Genomic DNA, 23,100 nt, shown 5'->3' on the forward strand with positions numbered 1-23,100 from the left:
CTGGATGGGTATGGAAAATGGCAGGGGCGGCTGGATTCGAACCAACGCATGCCAGGATCAAAACCTGGTGCCTTACCGCTTGGCGACGCCCCTATATTCTGTGTCGAATGCTGTCGGATGCGGTTTTCGATGCCTCCCTGGGGAGATTATGGCAGGGGCGGCTGGATTCGAACCAACGCATGCCAGGATCAAAACCTGGTGCCTTACCGCTTGGCGACGCCCCTGTATCGTATAACCGAATGCTGAGCATTCACTTCTTGGCCAATGCTTGGAGCCTGCGGTGCAGCATCGAAATGTTGCGACCTTGAGCGACAAAGCTCGGCAGAGTGCCTGGAAGTTGGCGGGCGACTTTATCAGCATCGTCCCGATTTGGGAAGCTCCCAAATACACAAGCTCCAGTGCCGGTCAATCTAGCTGAAACGAATTTGTTCAACAAGATCAAAGCGTTACGAACTTCTGGGTAACGCTTCTCTACAACCGGCTGGCAGTCGTTTCGACCACCCCCCGCAAGAAGGCTGCGAACTTTAATGGGCGGCGTATCCCGTGTCAACTCGGGCGAGCCGAAAACTTCTGCTGTGCTTACAAAGACTTGCGGCACCGCGACGAGGAACCAGGGTTCGTCCAGCTCCACGGGCGTCAGGCACTCGCCAACGCCCTCGGCGAAGGCGGCGCGGCCGCGCACGAATACCGGTACGTCGGCGCCCAGTGCCAGGCCCAGCTCGGCCAGGCGATCCTCGCCCAGTTGCGTGTGCCACAGGTGGTCGAGGCCGAGCAGGGTGGTGGCGGCATCCGAGCTGCCGCCACCGATGCCGCCGCCCATGGGCAGGCGCTTGTCCAGCCAGATGTCGGCGCCCAGTGATGTACCGCTGGCTTCCTGCAGCCGCTTGGCGGCGCGCACGATCAGGTTGCTGTCGTGCGCAACGCCTTCGATGGGGGTGTGCAGGCGAATCTCGCCATCCTGGCGCAGGCTGAAGCCAAGCTCGTCGCCATGCTCGAGAAACTGGAACAGGGTCTGCAGCTCGTGGTAGCCGTCGGCGCGGCGGCCGAGGATATGCAGCATCAGGTTGAGCTTGGCGGGAGCGGGCAGGGTGAGTTCGGCGTGGGCAGGGATGGCGGTCATGGTCGGAGCAGGGGCGTCGTCGCGAGAATAGGTGGCGATTGTATGCGGGAAATGCGTCGGCAGGCGCATCGCGACTAAAGCCGCTCCTGCAAAGACCGCAGCCCCTGTAGGAGCGGCTTTAGCCGCGAAATGCCCAGCCGAAACGCTGAGCCATCGCCAACGCTGTCGCGGCTTAGGCCCCTCTCGCAAGGTTGGGGTGCGGGCTTACTGCCCCAACTGACGCGGCTGCCAGTCCTTGATCACCAGGGTGACCTCCAGGTCCTGGCCGTAGAGCTTCAGGCGCTCGGGCAGGGCGTAGCCGTTCTGTTCGGTGTAGCGCTGATACTCCACTCGCCAGCCGTCCTGCTCCAGGCGGGCCAGGTGGCTTTCGCCGTCGAGGGTGATGCGGCTGCGGCTTTCCGGGGCCGGCAGGCCGCGAATCCACCAGAGCAGGTTGGAGACCGGCAGGTCCAGGCGCAGCTGTTCACGCAGCAGGGCTTCCGGCGATTCGGCGCGATAGCGGCCGCGGTTGGACACTTCCAGCAGGATGTCGCCCGGGCGGCCGGTCAGACGGGCGGCGCCGCCACCGAGCGGGCCGGACAGGCGGATATCGTAGTAGTCCTGGCGTTGCAGCCAGAACAGCGTGGCGCTGCCCGAGTCGCTGGGCGCACGAATGCCGATCTTGCCGTTGATCTGCCAGCCGTCGAGCTGGCTGATCTGCTGTTTATGGGCTTTCCACTGCGCCGGGTCGCCCTGGCCTTCCAGCGCTTCGTGCGAGGTGAGGCCGGCGCAGCCGGCGAGCAGGGCGATAAGGCTGAAAACAAGAAGGTGACGAAGCATCAGGGCGTCTCGGAACCGGTCAGGCGCGAGAGGGTGTCGCGCAGGATGGGGCTGTCAGGTGTCTCGGCCAGGGCCTCGCGCCAGACGCTGCGGGCCTCGCGCTGCTTGCCCCGGGCCCAGAGCACTTCGCCAAGGTGGGCGGCAACCTCGTGGTCGGGGAATTTCTTCAGCGCCAGGCGCAGGAAGCGCTCGGCTTCCTCCAGGTTACCCAGGCGATAGTTGACCCAGCCGAGGCTGTCGAGGATGGCCGGGTCGTCCGGGTTGAGCTGGTGGGCCTTCTCGATCAGGTCGTGGGCTTCCTGATAGCGCGTGGTGCGGTCGGCCAGGGTGTAGCCGAGGGCATTGAGCGCCATGGCGTGATCCGGCTCGCGCTCGAGGATGTAGCGCAGGTCGTGTTCCAGTTGGGCCAGGTCGTCGCGCTTCTCCGCCAGCATGGCACGGGTATAGAGCAGGTTGAGGTCGTCGGGAAACTGCTCGAGTCCCTGGTTGATCACCTGCCAGGCCGAGTCGACCTGGTCATGGTTGCTCAGCCCCTCGGCTTCGATCAGGTACAGCTGGATGGCGTAGTCGGGCTGCGCCTCGCGCGCTTCGGCCAGGCGACGGCTGGCGTCGTCGTTGCGCTGCTGGTTGAACAGCAGCTCGGCCTGGCGTTGCTGGGCCGGCAGGTAGTCGTTGCTGGGGCCGACCATGCCGTACTCCTGCAGGGCGCTGTCGCTGTCCTCCAGCTCTTCGTAGGCACGGCCCAGGTTGTAGTGCGCCGCGTCGACATGGCTGCGCCGTTCGACCAGCTCTTCCAGGTAGACGATGGCTTCTTCCCAGGCTTCGGCTTCCAGGCACACCAGCGCCAGGGAGAAGCGCAGGTCGTCGTCGTTGGGATTTTCCTGCACCAGCTTGGAGAACTCGCCCTTGGCGTCGTCGAGGCGGTCCTGCTCGACCAGCAGGCGTGCATAGGTCAGGCGCAGGCGCTTGTCGTCGGGGTTCTCGCGGATGCCTTTCTGCAGCAGGGGCAGCGCTTCCTCGCCACGTCCCAGACTCTGCAGCAGGCGGGCGCGCAGCAGCAGCGGAGAAACTTCCTTGGCGCTGCCGGGGCGTTCCTCGAGCAGCTCCAGGGCTTCTTCGGCGCGGCCGTCCTGTTGCAGGAGGATGGCCTTGCCGAACAGCAGCTGGCTGTTGTCCGGGTTCTTGCTCAGCAGCCGGTCGAAGCCTTGCAGCAGGCCGGCGCGGGTGTCCGGGTCGGTTTCCGCGGCGGACAGCGCGAGGAAATCGAAGTGGGTATCGCCCTGGCGCTGCAGCACCTGCTCCATGTAGGTCATGGATTCGTCATAGCGGCCGGCGCGAGCCAGCTGCACGGCCGCCGCGCGTTGTGCGTCGATGTTCTGCGGCGCGTTCTTCGCCCAGATCAGTGCGCTGTCCAGTGCGGCCTGCTCGGCGCCGAGGTACTCGGCGATGCGGAAGGCGCGCTCGGCGACCGCGGGGTCGCCGGTGGCGTTGGCCTGCTGCACGTAGTTGCCCAGGGCGATATCGAAGCGATTGCGCTGCCCCGCCAGTTCGGCGGTGAGCAGGGCGAACAGGGTTTCCTGGCTGAACGAGCCGTATTCTTCCGGCTTAAGCTGGGTGCTCTGGTCGGCTTCCTGCACCGGCGGCGTGCCGTCAGGCTCGCTGGGGGCGAAGGTTTGGCAGCCGCTGAGAAGGGCAATTGCAGTGACTAACGCGAGGGGTCTGGTCATCAGGGTTTGTTTCCGTTTCGTTCGCGGCCGCGACGGAGCTGGTTTGGGCGCGAGGCAAGGCACGAGAGGCGAAGTTTGGTCGTCCAAATGAGTCATCGAGTAATGCAGTCTCGCGGCAAAACCGGCCCGTCTCTTCGAGTTGCGCGGCAAATGCGGCGCGCGATGAAACGGGAACGGACCCAGGCACCTTGTCGTGCGTTATTCCGGGGCGACGGCCATGCCGGCTCGTGCCCTGCGACGTTCGCGGCATCATGACACAAGCCTTGGAGCAAGCCCACTGGCCAGGACGATGCGGCGAACTGTCTATTGGGACAATAGGTCGCGGTAGTTGTTCTCTCGGGGGCGAAGTAGGACAATTGCCGGCTTCCGTATTGCCCCTCAGCGACTCTGCATGGCCTTCATCGCCCTCGGTATCAACCACAAGACCGCCTCGGTAGAGGTGCGTGAGCGCGTTGCTTTCACCCCGGAGCAACTGGTCGAGGCATTGCAGCAGCTGTGCCGGCTGACGCCCAGCCGCGAGGCGGCGATCCTCTCGACCTGCAACCGCAGCGAGCTGTACCTGGAGCAGGATCAGCTGAGCAGCGACGAAGTGCTGCAATGGCTGGCCAGCTATCACCGCCTGAGCATCGACGAATTGCGAGCCTGTGCCTACGTGCACAGTGACGACGCCGCCGTGCGTCACATGATGCGCGTGGCCTGCGGGCTGGACTCGATGGTCCTCGGCGAGCCGCAGATTCTCGGCCAGCTCAAGTCCGCCTATGCCGTGGCCCGCGAGGCCGGCACCGTCGGGCCGTTGCTGGGGCGTCTGTTCCAGGCCACCTTCAGCACCGCCAAGACCGTGCGCACCGACACCGCCATCGGCGAGAATCCGGTTTCCGTGGCCTTCGCGGCGGTCAGCCTGGCCAAGCAGATCTTCGCCGACCTGCACCGCAGCCAGGCGCTGCTGATCGGTGCCGGCGAGACCATCAGCCTGGTGGCGCGGCACCTGTACGACCAGGGCATCAAGCGCATCGTCGTCGCCAACCGCACGCTGGAGCGTGCCAGCCAGCTGGCCGAGCAGTTCGGCGCCCATGCGGTGCTGCTCTCGGACATCCCCGACGAGCTGGCGCACAGTGACATCGTCATCAGTTCCACGGCCAGCCAGCTGCCGATCCTCGGCAAGGGCGCCGTGGAGAGTGCGCTGAAGAAGCGCAAGCACAAGCCGATCTTCATGGTCGACATCGCCGTGCCGCGCGATATCGAGCCACAGGTGGGCGAGCTGGATGACGTCTACCTCTATACCGTCGATGACCTGCACGAGGTCATCGAGGAAAACCTCAAGAGCCGTCAGGGCGCGGCACAGGCGGCCGAGGAGCTGGTCGCCGCCGGTACCGACGATTTCATGCAGCGCCTGCGCGAGCTGGCCGCGGTGGATGTGCTCAAGGCCTACCGCCAGCAGGCCGAGCGCCTGCGCGACGAAGAGCTGGCCAAGGCCCAGCGCATGTTGGTCAACGGCAGCAATCCCGAAGACGTGCTGGCGCAACTGGCGCGCGGCCTGACCAACAAGCTGCTGCACGCGCCCAGCGTGCGCATGAAGAAACTTACCGCCGAGGGGCGCATCGACGCGCTCAGCCTGGCCCAGGAATTGTTCGCCCTCGACGAGAGCGCGCCGCAGGACAAAGGTCTGCAATGAAAGCTTCACTGTTGAACAAGCTGGACAACCTCAGCGATCGTTTCGAGGAGCTCACGGCGCTGCTCGGCGACGCCGAGGTGATCGCCAAGCAGAGCCAGTTTCGGGCGTACTCCAAGGAATATGCCGAGATCGAGCCGGTAATCGCCACCTTCCGCGAGCTGCGCAAGGTGCAGTCCGACCTCGAAGGTGCTCAGGCGCTGCTCAAGGACAGCGACCCGGACCTGCGCGAGATGGCCGAGGAGGAAGTCGCCCAGGCCCGTGAGGCGCTGGTCGAGCTGGAGGACCGCCTGCAGCGTATGTTGCTGCCGAAGGACCCCAACGACGGGCGCAACGTCTATCTGGAAATCCGCGCCGGCACCGGTGGCGACGAGGCGGCGATCTTCTCCGGCGACCTGTTCCGCATGTATTCGCGTTATGCCGAGAAGCAGGGCTGGCGGGTCGAGGTGCTGTCGGCCAACGAGGGCGAGCACGGCGGCTTCAAGGAAGTGATCGCCCGCGTCGAGGGTGACAACGTCTACGCCAAGCTCAAGTTCGAGTCCGGTGCGCACCGCGTGCAGCGCGTGCCGGAGACCGAATCCCAGGGCCGTATCCACACCTCCGCCTGCACCGTGGCGGTGTTGCCGGAACCGGATGAGCAGGCCGCCATCGAGATCAACCCGGCCGACCTGCGCGTCGATACCTACCGCAGCTCCGGCGCGGGTGGCCAGCACGTCAACACCACCGACTCGGCGATCCGCATCACCCACATTCCCACCGGCACGGTGGTGGAGTGCCAGGAAGAACGTTCGCAGCACAAGAACCGCGCCAAGGCCATGGCCTGGCTGGCGGCCAAGCTGCAGGACCAGCAGGACGCCGCCGCGCACAAGGAAATGTCCGACACGCGCAAGCTGTTGGTCGGCTCCGGCGACCGCTCCGAGCGCATCCGCACCTACAACTTTCCGCAGGGGCGGGTCACCGACCACCGTATCAACCTGACCCTGTATTCGCTCAACGAAGTGATTGCCGGCAGCGTGGAGGCGGTGATCGAGCCGTTGCTGGCCGAGTACCAGGCCGACCAGCTGGCGGCGCTGGGCGACTAGGGCAGCGACGAGCCGCGAGCTGAATTCGCCGGATCGCCGGATGCAATCCGGGACGCATGGATGAACCCCAGGGCTGGATGAGGCTTTTTTCATCCACCCTTCCACGCGGTGGCTCGAGCAGGCGTGACAGGCGCCCCGATCCATCCAGGAGAGAACCGCAAGGCACACGCCGCCGAGTGCGGGTCATCTTGTCGCTGAAGCTTGCCGCTCGAGGCTTAACGCATGTCCACCATCGAATCCCTGCTCAACACCGCCGAGCTGCCTGACTCGCCCACGCCACGGCTGGACGCCGAGCTGCTGCTGGCCGCCGCGCTGGGCAAACCGCGCAGCTATCTGCGTACCTGGCCGGAGCGCGAGCTGGACGCCGATCAGCTGGGCCTGTTCCGGAGCCACCTGCAGCGCCGTCGCCAGGGTGAACCGGTGGCCTACATCCTTGGCCATCAGGGCTTCTGGAGCCTGGACCTGGAGGTCGCGCCGCATACCCTGATTCCGCGCCCGGACACCGAGCTGCTGGTGGAGAGCGCGCTCGCGCTGCTGCCGGCCACGCCACTGGCGGCGCTGGATCTCGGCACCGGCACCGGCGCCATTGCCCTGGCCCTGGCCAGCGAGCGGCCGGGCTGGCAGGTTACCGGTGTCGATCGCGTCGAGGACGCCGTGGCCCTGGCCGAGCGCAACCGTCAGCGTCTGCAACTGGACAACGTCCGCTTCCTGCACAGCCACTGGTTCTCCGCCCTGTCCGGGCAGCGCTACGGGCTGATTCTGAGCAACCCACCCTATATCCGCGCCGACGACCGCCACCTGAATCAGGGCGATGTGCGCTTCGAGCCGAGCAGTGCGCTGGTGGCCGGGGCCGACGGGCTGGACGATATTCGTGCGATCATCCAGGCCGCGCCGCAGTACCTGCTGGCCGGCGGCTGGCTGTTGCTGGAGCACGGCTTCGACCAGGCCGAGGCCGTGCGTGAGCTGCTCGCCACGGCGGGGTTCAGCGAGGCACACAGCCGACGTGACCTGGGCGGGCACGAGCGCATCAGTTTGGGACGTTTCGACCATGAGTGATCAGATGCTGAGCGATGATGAGCTGCTGCGTTACAGCCGGCAGATTCTGCTGAAACAGATCGACGTGGAGGGGCAGCTGCGCCTCAAGCAGGGCCGTGTGCTGATCGTCGGCATGGGCGGGCTGGGCTCGCCCGTGGCCCTGTACCTGGCTGCTGCCGGCGTCGGCGAGTTGCACCTGGCCGACTTCGACACGGTGGACCTGACCAACCTGCAGCGGCAGATCGCCCACGACACCGCCAGCATCGGCCAGGCCAAGGTGGATTCGGCCATGGCGCGGCTGGCGGCGATCAACCCGCAGGTCAGCCTGGTACCGCACCGTCAGGCGCTGGATGCCGATTCGCTGGCGGCTGCGGTGCAGGCTGTCGACCTGGTGCTGGACTGCTCGGACAACTTCTCCACCCGCGAGGCGGTCAACGTCGCCTGCGTGGCGGCGGGCAAGCCGCTGGTCTCCGGCGCGGCGATTCGCCTGGAGGGCCAGCTGTCGGTGTTCGACCCGCGCAATGCGGGCAGCCCGTGCTACCACTGCCTCTACGGGCATGGCAGCGAAGCCGAGCTGACCTGCAGCGAGGCCGGGGTGGTGGGCCCGCTGGTCGGGCTGGTGGGTAGCCTGCAGGCGCTGGAGGCGCTCAAGCTGCTGGCGGGATTCGGCGAGCCGCTGGTGGGGCGCCTGTTGTTGATCGACGCGCTGGGTACGCGCTTTCGTGAGCTGCGGGTCAAGCGCGATCCTGCTTGCGGTGTCTGTGGCGATGCCCAGTAACGCGCCGATCGGGGTATTCGACTCGGGCGTCGGCGGCCTGTCCGTGCTGCGCGAGATCCGCCAGCTGCTGCCGAACGAGTCGCTGCTGTACGTTGCCGACAGCGGCCATGTGCCCTATGGCGAGAAGAGCCCGGAGTACATCCGCGAGCGCTGCGTGCAGATCACCGAGCATCTGCTGGCACAGGGCGCCAAGGCGCTGGTGCTGGCCTGCAACACTGCCACTGCCGCTGCCGCCGCTGACCTGCGCGAGCGTTATCCGCAGTTGCCCATCGTCGGCATGGAACCGGCGGTAAAGCCGGCCGCGGCGGCGACCCGCAGCGGAGTGGTCGGCGTACTGGCAACCACCGGTACGCTGAAGAGCGCCAGGTTCGCCGCGCTGCTCGACCGTTTTGCCGGCGATGTGCGGGTGGTCACGCAGCCCTGTCCGGGGCTGGTCGAATGCATCGAGGCGGGCGAGTTGCAGGCAGCGGCCACGCGCGAGCTGCTGCAGCGTTACGTGACGCCCCTGCTGGACGAAGGCTGCGACACGCTGATCCTCGGCTGCACCCACTACCCCTTCCTGCGGCCGTTGCTGACCACACTGCTGCCGCCCGCGGTGACGCTGATCGATACCGGGGCCGCGGTGGCGCGCCAGCTGCAGCGGCTGCTGCTTCAGCACGATCTGGCGGCGACCGAAACGGCGCAGCCGAGCCGTTACTGGAGCAGTGGCGATACCGCGCAACTTTCCCGGGTCTTGCCGATTCTGCTTGGTGAAACGGCCGAGATCCTTTCCTTGCAGTGAATGTGAATTTTTCGCCTCTTCCCTCCCTTCATGTCGATTAGTTCTATATTTTTGTAACGAGCCTGATGAACTCTCGCTACTTAAAGGAATGACTCATGAAGAAGTTGTACGCCTTAGCTGCAAGCGCGGCGCTGTCGTTGGGAATGATGGGGGCTGCACAGGCAGCGGATGTCACCGCCGCCATCGGCCAGAGTGGGGATTCGACCATGGTGTACCGCCTGGGTGCACAGTGGGACTGGGACAAGAGCTGGCTCGAGAGCAGCGTTGGCCGCCTGACCGGCTACTGGGACCTGGGGTATACCTACTGGGATGGCGACGACACGGCGAGCAACCACAGCCTGTCCTTCGCGCCGGTATTCGTCTACGAGTTCGCCGGGCAGAGCGTGCGTCCCTACATCGAAGCGGGTATCGGTGTGGCCGCCTTCTCCAGCACCGAGCTGGAGAGTAACGAGCTGGGCTCCTCCTTCCAGTTCGAGGACCGCATCGGCGTCGGTCTGCGTTTCTCCGGTCAGGAGATCGGCCTGCGTGCGCTGCACTACTCCAACGCCGGCCTCAAGCAGCCGAACGATGGCGCCGAAGCCTACACCCTGCATTACCGCATGAGCTTCTGAGCCTGCGCTGCAGACGAAAAGGCCGGGCAGATGCCCGGCCTTTTCGCTTCAGGGGGAACCGCTAGGGCGCGCTGCGCCGGCTGCGCAGCTGTTGTTCGTATTGCGCCCGATACAGTCGGGCGAAACCATGCAGCACCGGCATCACGATGGCCCAGGTCAGCGCCAGGATGGCCAGGGTCGGCCCGGTGCCCAGCGGCAGCGTGACCCCCGCGAGCCGGGCGCCGGCGTAGTACGACAGGGGCGCGGCCAGCGCGCCGAGCAGGCTGCCGCGCCACCAGGGCTGGGCGGTCCAGGCCAGGCAGTGGTTGAGGGTGCTGGCCAGCAACAGCCACAGCAGCGCCAGCCACAGCGGAATCAACTGGCGTGGCTCGCCGAAATCGAAGACGCCGAGGTTGAGCAGGAAGCTGTCCAGCGCACTGCCTGCGAGGAACACGCTGAGCAGCAGTTTGCCTTCGGCGGCCCAGCTGCTGACCCAGAGCAGATGCACCGCGATGATCGCTGCCACGGCCAGCAGCCAGGGGCTGTCGCCGGCGAACACGCAGACCAGCCAGCCGAGCTGGAACAGAAGGGCATTGGCAAGCAGGCGGGGCATCGGCGGGTTCCTGGGGTGCGTTCGGGCCGGGCAGTCTAGGTCAGTTGTTCGTCCAGGCCAACGTCGAGGGCTGCACGTACTGCGGCAGCGGCCGGGCGCCGGGCTTGGCCAGCAGCAGTTGCGCGGTGCCGATGGTGCGCTCGAGGAAGCCGCCCTCGCAGTAGCACAGGTAGAACTCCCACAGGCGGTAGAAGTAGTCGTCGTAGCCCAGTTGCTCCAGGCGCTGGCGTGCCTGGCTCAGGTTCTCGCGCCACAGGCGCAGGGTGCGCGCGTAGTGCAGGCCGAAGTCCTCCATGTGATGCAGGTTGAGGTCGGTGTGGCGGCTGATCACTTCCAGCATCTTGTGCATCGACGGCAGGGCGCCGCCGGGGAAGATGTAGCGCTGGATGAAGTCCACCGACTGGCGGGCCTGCTCGTAGCGCTGGTCGCGAATGGTGATGGCCTGCAGCAGCATCAGCCCCTCGGGCTTGAGCAGGCGCGCGCATTGCTCGAAGTAGGTGGGCAGGAAACGATGGCCGACGGCTTCGATCATCTCGATCGAGACCAGCTTGTCGTACTGGCCCTCGAGGTCGCGGTAGTCCTCCAGCAGCAGGGTGACGCGATCCTCCAGGCCCTGCTCGCGGATGCGTCGTTCGGTGTAGGCGTACTGCTCGCGCGACAGGGTGGTGGTGGTCACCCTGCAGCCATACTGGCTGGCGGCGTAGATGGCCATGCTGCCCCAGCCGGTGCCGATCTCCAGCAGGTGGTCGGACGGTTGCAGCGCGAGCTTCTCGCAGATGCGCTGCAGCTTGTTGAGCTGCGCCTGCTGCAGGCTGTCGTCGCCGTGCAGGAACATCGCAGCGGAGTACATCATGGTCGGGTCGAGAAACTGCTCGAACAGGTCGTTGCCCAGGTCGTAGTGCGCCGCGATGTTGCGCCGCGAACCCTGCCGGGTGTTGCGATTGAGCCAGTGCAGGCCCTGGATCAGCGGTCGTCCCAGGCGTGCCAGGCCGCTTTCCATGGCGTCGAGGACGTCGAGATTGGCGACGAAGATGCGCACCACCGCGGTGAGGTCCGGGGTGCTCCAGTAGCCATGGATGTAGGCCTCGCCGGCGCCGATCGAGCCATTGCCGGCGACCAGGCCCCAGACTGCCGGATCGTTGACCCGGATCTCGGCTCGTTGGCTGCTCTGCGGCGTGCCGAAGTGCAGCACCTCGCTGCCCTCATGAACCAGCAGCAGGCCGTGTCGCAGGTTGGCCAGCTGGCGCAATACGGCACGCCGCAGCAGACCGGCACCGATGCCGTTGCCGCTGCGGAGCAGGCTTCTGCTGGCGATCAGGCTAGAGCTTTTCATGGGGCATGTCCTTCACTTGGGGGCGGGCAGCGCGGAAGCGGCCTTCCGCAGGCGTGTGGTCGAAAATCGGCATGCGCTTGAGCAACAGGCGCAGCGCCTGCCAGTAGATGGCGGCGAGGGTCTTGCCGGTCATCCAGGGGAAGCCCAGCAGGTAGCGGTGCAGGCCGGCGCGGTCGAGGGCCTGGCGGTGCAGGCTGAGGCTGGCGTCGAACAGCTTGCGCTCGCCTTGCCAGTCGGCCATGTGCAGGCCGAGGCGTTCGCCGACCGGGCTGAAGCTCATGCGGTATTCCAGGTCGCGTGGCAGGAAGGGCGAGACATGGAAGGCCTTGGCCACGCGAATGCGCTGGTGGCCGTCGGCGCTGGCGGGTACCACGTAGTGATAGCGCTCGCGCCAGGGGGTGTTGCTGACCTCGCAGAGAATCGCCAGCAGACGATCGTCGTCGTCATGGCAGTAGAAGAGGCTGACCGGATTGAAGGCCAGGCCCCAGCTGCGCGGCTGCGTCAGCACGCAGATGCGCCCTTGCGGGCGAACGCCCAGCGCCTCCTGCACCAGGTTGCGCACCGCTTCGTGCAGGGCCATGCCCTGGCGGGTGAACACGGGCAGGTAGTCGCGCTCGCGGAAGGCGAAGGGCGCGCAGCGGCCCGAGCCGGCCAGCGGCGAGAGGGCGAACAGCTGCGCCTGCTCGTCCAGGTCGAGGTACAGCAGGCCCATGCGGTAGCGGAAGGCATGGGCGCGCGGGGCGAAGCGGCGATGCTGCACCCAGCCACTGTACAGGGCGCTGTGCATCACAGCGTCTCTCCGAAGGCGCGGGCCACACGCAGTGCGCTGACCACGCCGTCCTCGTGGAAGCCATTGGCCCAGTAGGCGCCACAGAAGTAGCTGTGCTGCGCGCCCTGCAGTTCCTGCCAGCGGGCCTGGGCGGCGGTGCCGGCCAGGCTGTACTGCGGGTGGGCATAGCGGAAGCGGGCGAGGATCTTGCCCGGATCGATGGCGGCGCTCTGGTTGAGGCTGACGCAGAAGGTGGTCGCGCTGTCGATACCCTGCAGGATGTTCATGTTGTAGGTCACGGCGGCCGGCTGGTCGCTCGGCCCGCCCAGGCGATAGTTCCAGCTGGCCCAGGCCAGTTCGCGCTCGGGCAGCAGGCGGGTGTCGGTGTGCAGGACCACGTCGTTGCTGGCGTAAGGCAGGGCGCCGAGGATATCCCGTTCCGCCGTGCTGGCCTGGTCGAGCAGGGCCAGGGCCTGGTCGCTGTGGCAGGCGAACACCACCTTGTCGAAGCGCTCCTCGCCGGCCGCGCTGTGCAGGGTCACGCCGCTGTCGTCGCGCACCACCCGGCTGACCGGGCAGTTGAGGCGGATGCGTTCGGCGAAGCTGGCGGTCAACGGCGCCACGTAGCTGCGCGAACCACCCTCGATCACCTGCCAGGTCGGGCGTTCGCTGACCGAGAGCAGGCCGTGGTTCTTGCAGAAACGCACGAAGAACTGCAGCGGGAAACCGAGCATGTCGGCCAGCGACATCGACCAGATCGCCGAGCCCATGGGCACGATGTAGTGCTCGATGAAGCGCCGCCCGTAGCCGTTGCGTTGCAGGTACTGGCCGAGCGTGGTGTCGGCGTCGATACGGTCGCTGGCGAGGTCTTCCAGCGACTGCCGATTGAAGCGCAGGATGTCGCGCAGCATGCCCCAGAACGCCGGCGACCATAGGTTGCTGCGCTGGGCGAACAGGCTGTTGAGGTCGTGACCGTTGTATTCCACGCCGCTGCTCGGGTCGCTGACCGAGAAGCTCATCTCGGTAGGCTTGAACGCCACACCGACCTGCCCGAGCAGGCGAATGAAATTGGGGTAGGTCCAGTCGTTGAAGACGATGAAGCCGGTGTCGATGGCATAGCGACGACCTTCCACCTGCACATCGACGGTGTGGGTGTGGCCACCGATCCAGTCGCTGGCCTCGAACACCTGGATGTCGTGCTTGCGGTTGAGCAGGTAGGCACAGGTCAGCCCGGCGATGCCGCTGCCGACGATGGCGATCTTCATGGGGTGTCCTCGTTGCGTGCCAGGCGGCGGCCGATGGCCAGCTGCAAGCTGCTGGGCAGGCTGCCGAGCAGTCGCAGTGCGGCGATGAAGGGGGTGGGAAAGGCGATCTCGTGCGGGCGTCGCTGCAGACGCGCGGCGATGTGCCGGGCGGCGCGTTCGACCGGCCAGCGCATGGGCATGGGGAAGTCGTTCTGCTGCGTCAGCGGGGTGTCGACGAAGCCCGGGCTGACCAGGGTGACATCGATGCCTTCCGCCGCCAGATCGACACGCAGGCTCTGCAGCAGGTAGCGCAGCGCCGCCTTGGATGCGCCATAGGCCTCCGAGCGTGGCAGCGCCAGGTAGGTGACCGAGCTGCCGACGCCGACCAGGTGTGGGCGGTGGCCCTGGCGCAGCAGTGGCAGCGCCGCCTCGATGCAGTGGCTGGCGGAGAACAGGTTGGCGCTGACCACGCGTTCGATCATCGCCGCCTCGAACTGGCGCGCGTCGATGTACTCGCAGGTGCCGGCATTGAGAATCGCGCAATCCAGTGCGCCCCAGTGCCGGGCGATGGCGGCGCCGATGGCGCGCACCTGCCCGGCGTCGGTCAGATCGCCAGGAACTACCAGCACCTGCTCGCCGTAGCGCGCCGCCAATGCCTGCAATGGCGCCTGGCTGCGGGCGCTCAGCGCCAGGCGATGGCCGCCGCGCAACAGTTCCTCGGCCAGGGCGGCGCCGATGCCGCTGCTCGCCCCGGTCAGCCAGATGCGTTTCATGCCAGCCTCCGTTTCAACCAGGCGATCACGCCACCGAGCAGCGGCAGGTGTTCGTAGAGCAGGGCGCCGGCATCGAAGTAATCACGGTGCCGATACACGCGTTCGCGCCAGAGCAGGTGCGAACAGCCCGCCACCGCGATCTCCTCGCCGCCGCGCAGGCGTGGGTGGTGATAGCGCATGGTCCAGCGCAGGTAGCCCTCGCCGTCGGCGACCTGATCGAAACCGTGGAATTCGAAGTGCAGCGCGTCGACGTTGGCATACAGCTCGGCGAAGTAGCGGCGCACGGCGCCGAGGCCCTGTACCTCGTGCAGCGGGTCCTGGAACCGCACGTCGTCGCTGTACAGCTCGTCCAGCTGGTCGAGGCTGTCCTTGTCCAGCGCGGCGAAGCGCTCGGCGAAACCACGCAGGAACTCGCTCATGCCGGCACTTCCCGCGCATTGAGGTCCTTGAAGGCGCTCAGCGCACGTTCACGCGAGCGCGACAGGTCGACGATCGGCCGTGGGTAGCCGGAGGGGGCGAACAGACCTCCGAGTGCCGCCGGGTCATGGATGTCGCGCTTGTTCAGCGAGGCCAGCTCCGGCAGCCAGTGGCGAATGAAATGGCCGTCGGGGTCGAACTTCTGCGACTGGCTGATGGGGTTGAAGATGCGGAAGTACGGCGCGGCGTCGGTTCCGGTGGAGGCGCTCCACTGCCAGCCGCCGTTGTTCGCGGCGAGGTCACCGTCGATCAGTTGGCGCATGAAGAAGCGCTCGCCCTCGCGCCAGTCGATCAGCAGGTTCTTGGTCAGGAACATGGCCACGACCATGCGCAGGCGGTTGTGCATCCAGCCGGTCGCTTGCAACTGGCGCATGGCGGCATCGATGAGCGGCAGGCCGGTGCGCCCTTCCTGCCAGGCGGCCAGCTCCTGCGGGGCGTCACGCCAGCGCAGGGCCTCGGTTTCCAGGCGGAAGGCGCGATGGCGCGAGACGCGCGGGTAGCCGACCAGGATGTGCTTGTAGAACTCGCGCCAGAGCAGCTCGTTGATCCAGGTGACGGCGCCGGGGTTGCCGCTGTCGAACTCGCCCTGGTTGGCGGACAGGGCGGCATGCAGGCACTGGCGCGGCGACAGCACGCCGGCGGCCAGGTAGGCCGACAGCTGGCTGGTGCCGGGCTGGGCCGGGAAGTCGCGCTGGCGATCGTATTCGCTCACCTGTTCATCGGCGAAGCGCTGCAGGCGTTGCTGGGCCGCGTCCTCGCCGGCCGGCCACAGCTCGCGCAGGCTGGCGCCGGGCGTGGTGAAACCGGCGACCGCCTCGGGAATCGGATCGCTGGCGATGGCCAGTGGCGCCTGCGCCTTGAGCGGCGCGATGCAGGCGGGCAGGGCACTGTGCAGGCGCTCGTAGCAGACCTTGCGGAACTGGCTGTAGACCTGGAAGTAGCCGCCGGAGCGGGTCAGCACGCTGCCGGGCCGGAAGAACAGCTGGTCGAGGTGGCTGTGCCAGGCGATGTCCTGCTGCCTGAGGTAGGCGGCGACCTGCTGGTCGCGCAGGCTCTCGTTGACGCCGTATTCCTCGTTGACGTGGACGGCGCAGACGTTGTGCTGGTGGCAGACCTCGGCGAGCTGGGCGGGGGCGTCGCCCCAGTCCGCGCAGTGGCGTATCAGCAGCGGCACGTTGAGCCTGGCCAGCGCGCGCTGCAGCTCGGCCAGGTTGCGCAGCCAGAAGTCCACCTTGCACGGCGCGTCGTCGTGGCGCTGCCACTGCTGCGGAGTGATCAGGTACAGGGCGATGGTCGGACCACTCAGCATGGCCTCGCTGAGAGCGGTGTTGTCCTGGGTGCGCAGGTCGCTGCGCAACCACATCAGTCGTTGCATGGGGTTACCTCGTGCATGCCGAGCAGGCCGTGGCGCAGCAGCCAGGCGTGGGCGGCCAGCGGATCACTGGCCGACTGCAGTTCGCTCAGGGCGTCGCGATGGATGTGAGTGGCGGGGCCGGCGATCAGCAGCGGCACCGGACATTGTTCGGCCAGGCGTGGCAGCTGGCGGCGCACCTGCACACCGTCCAGGGCCTGCTCGGCGTACAGCAGCAGCGCGCGAGGGGCGATGTGCTCGAGCGCGGTGAGCAGTTCGCTGTACGGCAGCGGCCAGTCGAAGATTTCCACCGGGCAGTCGCTGGCGCTGGCCAGCCAGGCGCACAGCCACAGGCCCGGCTCCATGGGCGCCTCGCCCAGGTTGACCAGCAGCAGCGGGGCGCCGCCGACCTGGCGGTTGCTGTGATAGATGCGGGTGGCCAGCTTGCTGCGCAGCCAGGAGAGAAAGAACACCTGCTCGGCGCGGGCGCAGAACTGGCCCTGCCAGCGCTGGCGCAGGTCGCCGAGCAGTGGCCAGAGCAGCTGTCCTGCCAGGGTGCTGACCGGGTACAGCGCCAGCGCGGCGTTGAAGCGTTCGTCCAGACGCCGTTCGTTGAACTCGGCGATGCAGCCCAGCAGCTCGCTGCGCTGGCGCGACCAGTTGTCGTTGCCGGCGGCCTGGGGTTGCTGGCCATGGTCGAGCAGGGCCTTGACCTGCCCCACCGCGACGCCGCGTGCCAGCCAGGCGAGGATGGCGTGGATGCGTTCGAGATTGGCCGGCGAGTAGAGGCGATGACCCTTGGGCGTGCGGTAGGGCACGATCAGCCCGTAGCGCCGCTCCCAGGCACGCAGGGTCACGGCATTGACGCCGGTGCTGCGCGCCACTTCGCGAATCGGCAGGTAGCCCTCGTCGAGTGCCTGGCGATAGTCCTGGCCGCTGTCTGCAGCGGCGCTGCGTTCGTGGCTCATGGTGCTACAACGCGTTGCGCAGGCTGAGTGGCTCGGGGTGCGGCTGCAGGTAGGCCTGCTCGGCGATGTAGCGGTCCGGATGGCGGCGGAAGTGATGCTTGAGCAGCGTCAGCGGCACTACCAGGGGCACGATGCCGTCGCGGTACTGGCCGATCAGCTGCTGCATTTCCTGCTTCTCGTCGGCGCTCAGGGCGCGCTTGAGGTAGCCGCTCAGGTGCTGCAGGACGTTGCTGTGGGTGCCACGGGTGGCGCATTTCTTCAGTGCGCTCATCAGCTCGCTGAAGTACTGCGGCGCCAGGTCGGCGAGGTCATAGTCGGCGAGCCGGCCGAGCAGGCGGCCGAGCGACTTGTAGCGCATGGGGTCGGTGGCCATGAGCAGGTATTTGTAGCGCGAGTGGAAGGCGATCAGGGCGCGCCGTGTCAGGCCCTGTTGCAGCAGGCGCTGCCATTCGGCGTGGGCGTAGACGCGGGTGATGAAGTTTTCGCGCAGCACCGGGTCGTTGAGGCGCCCGTCTTCCTCCACCGGCAGGTCCGGGTGGCGTGCGCAGAACGCGGCGGCAAAGATGCCACGTCCCGGTTCGCTGGGGCGCCCGCCCTCCTGGTACACCTTGACCCGCTCCAGACCACAGGACGGCGACTGCTGCATGAAGATGTAACCGCTGATGCCCTGCAGCTCGCTGGCCATCCGCTCGGCGTAGGCCGCCAGGGCGTCGGTGACGTCACGTGAACGGTCGACCGTGCCGACCGCACGCGGTGCCTGCGGATCGCCGACCAGGCGGATCGGCTCGCGCGGAATCGGCATGCCGATGCCGACCTCCGGGCACACCGGGATGAAATCGAAGTGTTCGGTCAGGCTGCGGCTGCACAGGCGTGAAAGCTTGTGGCCGCCGTTGTAGCGGACCTCGGCCCCCAGCAGGCAGGCGCTTATCCCCAGCTTGGCTTTGCTCGCGTGCATGACCAGACCTCCAAGATCTTGTACACAAGGCTGTCCGTGTATAATTTCTGTTTATCTTAGAGGTGTTGTTGTACAAGTCAAATTCTTTGTACAGCTTTTGTATCGCTATTGGTCGCGGCTGATGATGCGCTGACAGCTATCAGCGCCAGCCTTGCAGCCAGCGCTCTGTATCCTGCAACTGCCGCCAGTCGAGGTGCTGGCTGCGGCGCGTGAGCACCGCCTACAGTTCGACCGCGAGGACGTTGTCGTCTTCGTCGCGAATCAGTTCGGTGACCAGGAAATGGCGCTCGCGATTGCGCGGCTGCACGGCCGTCCATTTCGACAGCAGCAGCTTGCGTGGGTTGAGCCGGCGCTTTTCGGCTGGGCTCATTGCAGGTGTTCGAGCAGCCGCCGGGCGACGTCCTGGCCGCTGAGCCAGGCTCCTTCGACCCGGCCGGACAGGCACCAGTCGCCGCAGGCGTACAGGCCCAGGTCGGCATCGGCCAGCGCTCCCCACTGGTGCGTCTGCGCCGGGCGCGCGTAGAGCCAGCGGTGGGCGAGGGTGAAGCTCGGTGGCGGTACGGCGCAGCCGATCAGCTCGGCGAAGGCGCCGTGCAGCTGTTCGATCACGGCTTCCCTGGGCAGGTCCAGGTGCTGCCGGCTCCAGGCGCTGCTGGCGTGCAGCACCCAGGTGTCCAGGCGATTGTCGCGACCGGGTTTGCTGCGGTTGCGCGCCAGCCAGTCGAGCGGACTGTCCTGCACGAAGCAGCCTTCGACGCGCGTATCCAGTGGCGTGTCGAAGCCCAGGGCCACGGCCCAGGTCGGCTCCATGATCACGCTGGCGGCAGCCCCGGCGAGCTTCGGCGCCGCGGCCAGCAGGGCACTGGCCTGTGGCGCCGGCGTGGCGATGATGACGTGGCTGTAGGGGCCGTGACTGTTGCCCTCGGCATCCTGCAGGCTCCAGTAGCGATCACCGCGAAAGACTTCGGTGATGCGGCAGCTGAACTTCACCGGCAGCGCGCCGAGCAGGGCGCGGGTGATGGCACTCATGCGCGGGCTGCCGACCCAGCGCAGCTGTTCGTCCGGCGAGGCGCTGAGCAGGCCATCGCGGGCGTTGTAAAGGCCCGGGGTCCATTCCGCGACCCAGCCACGGGCCTGCCACTGCTGGACCACTTCGACGAAGCGCCGGTCACGCGCGGTGAAGTACTGGGCGCCGAGGTCCAGGCTGCCGGCATCGCTGCGCTTGCTGGCCATGCGCCCACCGCTGCCACGGCTCTTGTCGAACAGTTCGATCTCTAGCCCGGCGGCATGCAGGGCCTGGGCGGCGGAAAGCCCTGCGATACCGGTGCCGATGATGGCGATGGGTGCGTTCATGGTTACCTCGTCAGCGCTGAATGCATTACAGGCTACGGTTTGGACAAAAGCTATACAAGAATGTTTTCATGTACAGCTGTCGCCGAAAGTGCTGCTCCCTTGCTTTAGGTTTAGGACAAACGCGGCACCTGTGCGCGTCATAAACCAGACTAAAGGCGAAGTTTCTTCCAATGCCATGCGAGGACGATGCCATGCATATCCTGCTGACCGGCGGTACCGGCCTGATCGGTCGTGCGTTGTGCGCCCACTGGACCGAACAGGGTCACCGTCTCACCGTCTGGAGCCGCCAGCCGGGCAAGGTCGCGGCGCTCTGCGGCGCGGATGTCCGCGGCATCGCCCGCCTCGAGGAGCTGGGCGAGGAGCCCCTGGATGCGGTGATCAACCTGGCCGGCGCGCCGATCGCCGACCGTCCCTGGAGCAGCAAGCGCAAGGCGCTGCTGTGGGCCAGCCGTATTGGCCTCAGCGAACAGCTGCTGGCGTGGCTGCAGGCTCGCGAGCAGCGTCCCGCCGTGCTGTTGTCGGGTTCGGCGGTGGGCTGGTACGGCAACGGCGGCGAGCGCGAGCTGGACGAGAGCGCCCAGCCGGTCACCGAGGACTTCGCTGCACAGCTGTGCGGTGCCTGGGAGGAAACCGCGCTGCGTGCCGAGGCACTGGGCATGCGAGTGGTGCTGCTGCGCACCGGTCTGGTGCTGAGTGCCGATGGTGGCATGCTCAAGCGCCTGCTCCTGCCGTTTCGCCTGGGCGTCGGCGGCCGGCTTGGCGATGGCCGGCAATGGATGCCCTGGATCCATATCGCCGATCAAATCGCCCTGATCGATTTTCTCTTGCAGCACGCTGACGCCCGCGGTCCTTATAATGCCTGCGCGCCCATCCCGGCGCGCAACGCCGAGTTCACCAGGGCGCTGGGCCAGGCACTGAGCCGCCCGACCCTGTTGCCGGCGCCGGCGTTCGTCCTGCGTGCCGCGCTCGGGGAGATGTCCGAGCTGCTGCTTGGCGGCCAGCGTGCGTTGCCGAGGCGTCTGCTCGAGGCGGGCTTCAGTTTTCGTTTCACCCATCTGGATGTGGCTCTGGTCGACCTGCTGAGCCATCAATGACTAGGATTTCGCATGACCGATCACGCATTGTTGCTGGTTAACCTGGGTTCGCCCGCGTCTACCGAAGTAGCCGATGTCCGCCGCTACCTGAACCAGTTCCTGATGGACCCCTATGTGGTCGATCTGCCCTGGCCGCTGCGTCGCCTGCTGGTGTCGATGATCCTGATCAAGCGCCCGGCGGCCTCGGCGCATGCCTATGCCTCGATCTGGTGGGATGAGGGTTCGCCGCTGATCGTGCTCAGCCGTCGCCTGCAGGAAGCGATGAAGGCGCACTGGACGCACGGCCCGGTCGAACTGGCCATGCGTTATGGCCAGCCGTCCATCGAGTCGACCCTGCAGCGCCTGGCTGCGCAGGGCATTCGCCAGGTCACCCTGGCGCCGCTGTACCCGCAGTTCGCCGACAGCACCACCACCACGGTGATCGAAGAGGTCCGGCGGGTGGTGCGCGAGCGCGGTCTCGACCTGCGCCTGTCCAGCCTGCCGCCGTTCTATGACCAGCCCGAGTACCTCGATGCCCTGGTCGCCAGCGCCAAGCCGCATCTGCAGCAGGGCTTCGATCACCTGCTGCTGAGTTTCCACGGTCTGCCCGAGCGTCACCTGCACAAGCTCGACCCGAGTGGTCACTGCCTGAAAGGTGACGACTGCTGCCGCACGGCGTCGCCGCAGGTGCTCGCGCATTGTTATCGCGCCCAGTGCCTGCGCAGTGCCGAGCTGTTCGCCGAGCGCATGGGCCTGCGCCCGGAGCAGTGGTCGGTGAGCTTCCAGTCGCGCCTGGGTCGGGCGAAATGGATCGAACCCTATACCGAGACCCGGCTCGACGAACTGGCCGCGCAGGGCGTGAAGAAGCTGCTGGTGATGTGCCCGGCCTTCGTCGCCGACTGCATCGAGACCCTCGAAGAGATCGGCGACCGTGGCCGCGAGCAGTTCGTCGAGGCCGGCGGCGAGAGCCTGCAACTGGTGCCCTGCCTGAATGACCACCCGGATTGGGTCGCGGCGCTGAAGACCTTGTGCGAACGGGCGCCCCTGATGATCTGAGCCTCCGCTCAGCTGGCAACGCCGTGTCGGCTGCAGGCGCGGCGTGCCTGATCGGACCATTCGCCTCGGCGGGTATGAAGCATTCGCCGATCTGATAACACCTTCGGGCGATACTCACCGCTCTTTATATCGTCCTAAGCTGGCGCCTCTATTCAACCGCCGCGCATCGCGTCACGCGGTGCCGAGGAGAGCGTCCGTGCATAACAACAATAACGGCTATCCCTCCAGTACCCGCGCCTGGGTCACTGTCGCCATCCTGATGGTGGCGTACGTCCTGTCCTTCGTCGATCGGCAGATTCTCAACCTGCTGGTCGAGCCCATCCGCCGCGATCTGGCGATCAACGACACGCAGATGAGCCTGCTGATGGGGTTGTCCTTCGCCCTGTTCTATACCGTCTGCGGCATTCCGCTGGGTCGTGTGGCTGACACCCGCAGCCGCCGTGGCCTGATCGCCGTGGGCATCCTGTTCTGGAGCGCGGCCACGGCTGCCTGCGGCATGGCCAGGATGTACTGGCAGTTCCTGCTCTGCCGTATCGGCGTCGGTGTCGGCGAGGCGGCACTGTCGCCTGCCGCCTATTCGCTGATCGCCGACAGCTTTCCCGCCGAGCGCCGCGCCACGGCGATCAGCGTCTATTCGATGGGGGTCTACCTGGGCTCGGGGCTGGCCTTCCTGGTCGGTGGCCTGGTCATCCAGCTGGCCTCGGCGCAGGGCGAGGTGACCTTGCCGCTGCTGGGCGAAGTGCGTCCGTGGCAGCTGATCTTCCTCATCCTCGGCGCTGCCGGGGTGACCTTCACCCTGCTGATGATGGCGGTCAAGGAGCCAGCACGACGCGGTGCCGGCGCTGGCGTGGCGGTGCCGCTCAGCGAGGTCGGGCGCTACATTCGCGCCAACCGGCGGACCGTGTTGCTGCACAACTTCGGCTTTGCCGGCCTGGCGTTCGCAGGCTACGGCAGCGCGGCCTGGGTGCCGACGTTCTACATCCGCACCTATGGCTGGGATGCCAGCCAGGTCGGCATCGTCTACGGCAGTATCGTCGCGGTGTTCGGCTGCCTGGGGATCGTCTTCGGTGGACGCCTGGCGGACTGGATGGCCAAGCGCGGGCGCAGTGACGCCAACATGCGCGTCGGTCTCTATGCCGCACTGGGCGCCTTGCCGATGGTGGTGCTGTTTCCGCTGATGGACAGTGCCTTCTGGGCCAGTGTGCTGATGGCGCCGACGGTGTTCTGCCTGAGCATGCCGTTCGGCGTCGCCCCGGCGGCGATTCAGGAGATCATGCCGAACTCGATGCGCGGCCAGGCCTCGGCCATCTACCTGTTCGTCATCACCCTGTTCGGCCTGGGCGTGGGGCCCACCGCCGTGGCGCTGGTGACCGATTTCGTCTTCGCCGACGACGCTGCGTTGCGCTACTCGCTGCTGATCGTCACCACCCTCGCGGTGCTGATGTCGATCACCCTGCTGGCCAAGAGCCTCAAACCCTATCGCGAGAGCGTGGTGCGCCTGGAGCAGTGGGCAGCCAGTCCCGCCTGAGGCGGT

At 66.7% G+C, this 23,100-nt stretch carries 22 protein-coding genes, 2 tRNA genes and 1 pseudogene; 9 read left to right on the top strand and 16 right to left on the bottom strand.

From position 1 onward, the window contains the following. Positions 1–18: 18 nt before the first annotated feature. The 5 genes from JLK41_RS05335 to JLK41_RS05355 all read right to left on the bottom strand — a co-directional run bounded on the left by JLK41_RS05335 (position 19) and on the right by JLK41_RS05355 (position 3,666). Positions 19–93 (bottom strand) — tRNA-Gln (locus JLK41_RS05335). Positions 94–149: 56 nt separating this feature from the next. Next, a tRNA-Gln gene (locus JLK41_RS05340) sits at positions 150–224 on the bottom strand. A gap of 26 nt (positions 225–250) precedes the next feature. Next, a complete protein-coding gene (gene ispE, locus JLK41_RS05345) occupies positions 251–1,120 on the bottom strand; it encodes a 4-(cytidine 5'-diphospho)-2-C-methyl-D-erythritol kinase (RefSeq protein ID WP_152488012.1) in 870 nt (289 codons plus the stop codon). A gap of 204 nt (positions 1,121–1,324) precedes the next feature. Then, positions 1,325–1,942, bottom strand: coding sequence for a lipoprotein insertase outer membrane protein LolB (lolB, locus tag JLK41_RS05350; RefSeq protein ID WP_037046882.1), 618 nt, complete (start codon positions 1,940–1,942; stop codon positions 1,325–1,327). Next, positions 1,939–3,666, bottom strand: a complete 1,728-nt coding sequence (locus JLK41_RS05355) for a tetratricopeptide repeat protein (RefSeq protein WP_210390511.1) — start codon at positions 3,664–3,666, stop codon at positions 1,939–1,941. The genes lolB and JLK41_RS05355 overlap by 4 nt, the downstream gene beginning before the upstream one ends. A gap of 391 nt (positions 3,667–4,057) precedes the next feature. Here JLK41_RS05355 and hemA point away from each other — a divergent pair, with 391 nt between their 5' ends. The 6 genes from hemA to JLK41_RS05385 all read left to right on the top strand — a co-directional run bounded on the left by hemA (position 4,058) and on the right by JLK41_RS05385 (position 9,622). Beyond that, positions 4,058–5,338, top strand: coding sequence for a glutamyl-tRNA reductase (hemA, locus tag JLK41_RS05360; protein ID WP_037046886.1), 1,281 nt, complete (start codon positions 4,058–4,060; stop codon positions 5,336–5,338). Further along, a complete protein-coding gene (gene prfA / locus JLK41_RS05365) occupies positions 5,335–6,417 on the top strand; it encodes a peptide chain release factor 1 (RefSeq protein WP_047587912.1) in 1,083 nt (360 codons plus the stop codon). The genes hemA and prfA overlap by 4 nt, the downstream gene beginning before the upstream one ends. A 222-nt stretch (positions 6,418–6,639) precedes the next feature. After that, positions 6,640–7,473: a peptide chain release factor N(5)-glutamine methyltransferase gene (prmC, locus tag JLK41_RS05370; RefSeq protein ID WP_210390512.1), complete on the top strand. Its 834-nt coding sequence runs from the start codon at positions 6,640–6,642 to the stop codon at positions 7,471–7,473. A 4-nt stretch (positions 7,474–7,477) separates the two neighbouring features. Continuing rightward, the gene (locus JLK41_RS05375; protein WP_210391193.1) at positions 7,478–8,230 is read left to right on the top strand and encodes a molybdopterin-synthase adenylyltransferase MoeB; all 753 of its coding nucleotides are present in this window, start codon (positions 7,478–7,480) and stop codon (positions 8,228–8,230) included. Further along, entirely contained in the window at positions 8,220–9,011 is a 792-nt protein-coding gene (gene murI, locus JLK41_RS05380) for a glutamate racemase (protein WP_210390513.1), read from the top strand. Before JLK41_RS05375 ends, murI begins: the two co-directional genes overlap by 11 nt. A 95-nt stretch (positions 9,012–9,106) precedes the next feature. Beyond that, positions 9,107–9,622: an acyloxyacyl hydrolase gene (locus tag JLK41_RS05385; protein ID WP_210390514.1), complete on the top strand. Its 516-nt coding sequence runs from the start codon at positions 9,107–9,109 to the stop codon at positions 9,620–9,622. Positions 9,623–9,683: 61 nt separating this feature from the next. Here JLK41_RS05385 and JLK41_RS05390 read toward each other — a convergent pair whose 3' ends face one another. From JLK41_RS05390 to JLK41_RS05440, 11 genes and pseudogenes are all read right to left on the bottom strand, one after another. Next, complete coding sequence (locus JLK41_RS05390) at positions 9,684–10,214, bottom strand: DUF2878 domain-containing protein (RefSeq protein WP_210390515.1); 531 nt, start codon at positions 10,212–10,214, stop codon at positions 9,684–9,686. A 40-nt stretch (positions 10,215–10,254) separates the two neighbouring features. Beyond that, complete coding sequence (locus JLK41_RS05395) at positions 10,255–11,547, bottom strand: SAM-dependent methyltransferase (RefSeq protein ID WP_210390516.1); 1,293 nt, start codon at positions 11,545–11,547, stop codon at positions 10,255–10,257. Further along, on the bottom strand, positions 11,534–12,334 hold the full coding sequence (locus JLK41_RS05400) for a DUF1365 domain-containing protein (RefSeq protein ID WP_210390517.1): 801 nt from the start codon (positions 12,332–12,334) through the stop codon (positions 11,534–11,536). Before JLK41_RS05400 ends, JLK41_RS05395 begins: the two co-directional genes overlap by 14 nt. Next, positions 12,334–13,581 (bottom strand): NAD(P)/FAD-dependent oxidoreductase, encoded by a 1,248-nt coding sequence (locus tag JLK41_RS05405; RefSeq protein WP_210390518.1) that lies wholly within the window; start codon positions 13,579–13,581, stop codon positions 12,334–12,336. Before JLK41_RS05405 ends, JLK41_RS05400 begins: the two co-directional genes overlap by 1 nt. Beyond that, entirely contained in the window at positions 13,578–14,333 is a 756-nt protein-coding gene (locus tag JLK41_RS05410; protein WP_210390519.1) for an SDR family NAD(P)-dependent oxidoreductase, read from the bottom strand. The genes JLK41_RS05405 and JLK41_RS05410 overlap by 4 nt, the downstream gene beginning before the upstream one ends. After that, entirely contained in the window at positions 14,330–14,752 is a 423-nt protein-coding gene (locus JLK41_RS05415; RefSeq protein WP_210390520.1) for a nuclear transport factor 2 family protein, read from the bottom strand. The genes JLK41_RS05410 and JLK41_RS05415 overlap by 4 nt, the downstream gene beginning before the upstream one ends. Continuing rightward, a complete protein-coding gene (phrB, locus tag JLK41_RS05420; protein WP_037046910.1) occupies positions 14,749–16,185 on the bottom strand; it encodes a deoxyribodipyrimidine photo-lyase in 1,437 nt (478 codons plus the stop codon). Before phrB ends, JLK41_RS05415 begins: the two co-directional genes overlap by 4 nt. Continuing rightward, positions 16,173–17,129 carry a MerR family transcriptional regulator gene (locus JLK41_RS05425; protein WP_037046911.1) on the bottom strand — a complete coding sequence of 319 codons (957 nt, stop codon included), beginning with the start codon at positions 17,127–17,129 and terminating at the stop codon, positions 16,173–16,175. The genes phrB and JLK41_RS05425 overlap by 13 nt, the downstream gene beginning before the upstream one ends. A 4-nt stretch (positions 17,130–17,133) precedes the next feature. Continuing rightward, positions 17,134–18,084, bottom strand: a complete 951-nt coding sequence (locus JLK41_RS05430; protein WP_175253056.1) for a YbgA family protein — start codon at positions 18,082–18,084, stop codon at positions 17,134–17,136. 139 nt (positions 18,085–18,223) lie between these two features. Further along, positions 18,224–18,454: pseudogene (locus JLK41_RS05435) on the bottom strand (TIGR02450 family Trp-rich protein). Next, complete coding sequence (locus tag JLK41_RS05440; protein WP_175253057.1) at positions 18,451–19,437, bottom strand: NAD(P)/FAD-dependent oxidoreductase; 987 nt, start codon at positions 19,435–19,437, stop codon at positions 18,451–18,453. Before JLK41_RS05440 ends, JLK41_RS05435 begins: the two are co-directional and overlap by 4 nt. Before the next feature lie 191 nt (positions 19,438–19,628). On the opposite strand from JLK41_RS05440, the gene JLK41_RS05445 reads away from it, so the two are divergent. From JLK41_RS05445 to JLK41_RS05455, 3 genes are all read left to right on the top strand, one after another. Then, positions 19,629–20,531, top strand: a complete 903-nt coding sequence (locus JLK41_RS05445) for a TIGR01777 family oxidoreductase (RefSeq protein WP_037047408.1) — start codon at positions 19,629–19,631, stop codon at positions 20,529–20,531. A 12-nt stretch (positions 20,532–20,543) separates the two neighbouring features. Continuing rightward, positions 20,544–21,566 carry a ferrochelatase gene (gene hemH / locus JLK41_RS05450; protein WP_210390521.1) on the top strand — a complete coding sequence of 341 codons (1,023 nt, stop codon included), beginning with the start codon at positions 20,544–20,546 and terminating at the stop codon, positions 21,564–21,566. Between the two features lie 196 nt (positions 21,567–21,762). Next, positions 21,763–23,094 carry a spinster family MFS transporter gene (locus tag JLK41_RS05455; RefSeq protein WP_037046921.1) on the top strand — a complete coding sequence of 444 codons (1,332 nt, stop codon included), beginning with the start codon at positions 21,763–21,765 and terminating at the stop codon, positions 23,092–23,094. Positions 23,095–23,100: the final 6 nt, after the last annotated feature.

Origin of the sequence: Ectopseudomonas khazarica (assembly GCF_017915135.1) — a bacterium.
In the GTDB taxonomy this organism is placed as follows: Bacteria; Pseudomonadota; Gammaproteobacteria; order Pseudomonadales; family Pseudomonadaceae; genus Aquipseudomonas; species Aquipseudomonas khazarica.

What these genes read in the sequence shown, in the direction of transcription:
- ispE (WP_152488012.1), bottom strand. Translation starts at nt 1,120, where the DNA reads ATGACCGCCATCCCTGCCCACGCCGAACTCACCCTGCCCGCTCCCGCC.
- JLK41_RS05355 (WP_210390511.1), bottom strand. Translation starts at nt 3,666, where the DNA reads ATGACCAGACCCCTCGCGTTAGTCACTGCAATTGCCCTTCTCAGCGGC.
- hemA (WP_037046886.1), top strand. Translation starts at nt 4,058, where the DNA reads ATGGCCTTCATCGCCCTCGGTATCAACCACAAGACCGCCTCGGTAGAG.
- prfA (WP_047587912.1), top strand. Translation starts at nt 5,335, where the DNA reads ATGAAAGCTTCACTGTTGAACAAGCTGGACAACCTCAGCGATCGTTTC.
- prmC (WP_210390512.1), top strand. Translation starts at nt 6,640, where the DNA reads ATGTCCACCATCGAATCCCTGCTCAACACCGCCGAGCTGCCTGACTCG.
- JLK41_RS05375 (WP_210391193.1), top strand. Translation starts at nt 7,478, where the DNA reads ATGCTGAGCGATGATGAGCTGCTGCGTTACAGCCGGCAGATTCTGCTG.
- murI (WP_210390513.1), top strand. Translation starts at nt 8,220, where the DNA reads ATGCCCAGTAACGCGCCGATCGGGGTATTCGACTCGGGCGTCGGCGGC.
- JLK41_RS05385 (WP_210390514.1), top strand. Translation starts at nt 9,107, where the DNA reads ATGAAGAAGTTGTACGCCTTAGCTGCAAGCGCGGCGCTGTCGTTGGGA.
- JLK41_RS05390 (WP_210390515.1), bottom strand. Translation starts at nt 10,214, where the DNA reads ATGCCCCGCCTGCTTGCCAATGCCCTTCTGTTCCAGCTCGGCTGGCTG.
- JLK41_RS05395 (WP_210390516.1), bottom strand. Translation starts at nt 11,547, where the DNA reads ATGAAAAGCTCTAGCCTGATCGCCAGCAGAAGCCTGCTCCGCAGCGGC.
- JLK41_RS05400 (WP_210390517.1), bottom strand. Translation starts at nt 12,334, where the DNA reads ATGCACAGCGCCCTGTACAGTGGCTGGGTGCAGCATCGCCGCTTCGCC.
- JLK41_RS05405 (WP_210390518.1), bottom strand. Translation starts at nt 13,581, where the DNA reads ATGAAGATCGCCATCGTCGGCAGCGGCATCGCCGGGCTGACCTGTGCC.
- JLK41_RS05410 (WP_210390519.1), bottom strand. Translation starts at nt 14,333, where the DNA reads ATGAAACGCATCTGGCTGACCGGGGCGAGCAGCGGCATCGGCGCCGCC.
- JLK41_RS05415 (WP_210390520.1), bottom strand. Translation starts at nt 14,752, where the DNA reads ATGAGCGAGTTCCTGCGTGGTTTCGCCGAGCGCTTCGCCGCGCTGGAC.
- phrB (WP_037046910.1), bottom strand. Translation starts at nt 16,185, where the DNA reads ATGCAACGACTGATGTGGTTGCGCAGCGACCTGCGCACCCAGGACAAC.
- JLK41_RS05425 (WP_037046911.1), bottom strand. Translation starts at nt 17,129, where the DNA reads ATGAGCCACGAACGCAGCGCCGCTGCAGACAGCGGCCAGGACTATCGC.
- JLK41_RS05430 (WP_175253056.1), bottom strand. Translation starts at nt 18,084, where the DNA reads ATGCACGCGAGCAAAGCCAAGCTGGGGATAAGCGCCTGCCTGCTGGGG.
- JLK41_RS05440 (WP_175253057.1), bottom strand. Translation starts at nt 19,437, where the DNA reads ATGAACGCACCCATCGCCATCATCGGCACCGGTATCGCAGGGCTTTCC.
- JLK41_RS05445 (WP_037047408.1), top strand. Translation starts at nt 19,629, where the DNA reads ATGCATATCCTGCTGACCGGCGGTACCGGCCTGATCGGTCGTGCGTTG.
- hemH (WP_210390521.1), top strand. Translation starts at nt 20,544, where the DNA reads ATGACCGATCACGCATTGTTGCTGGTTAACCTGGGTTCGCCCGCGTCT.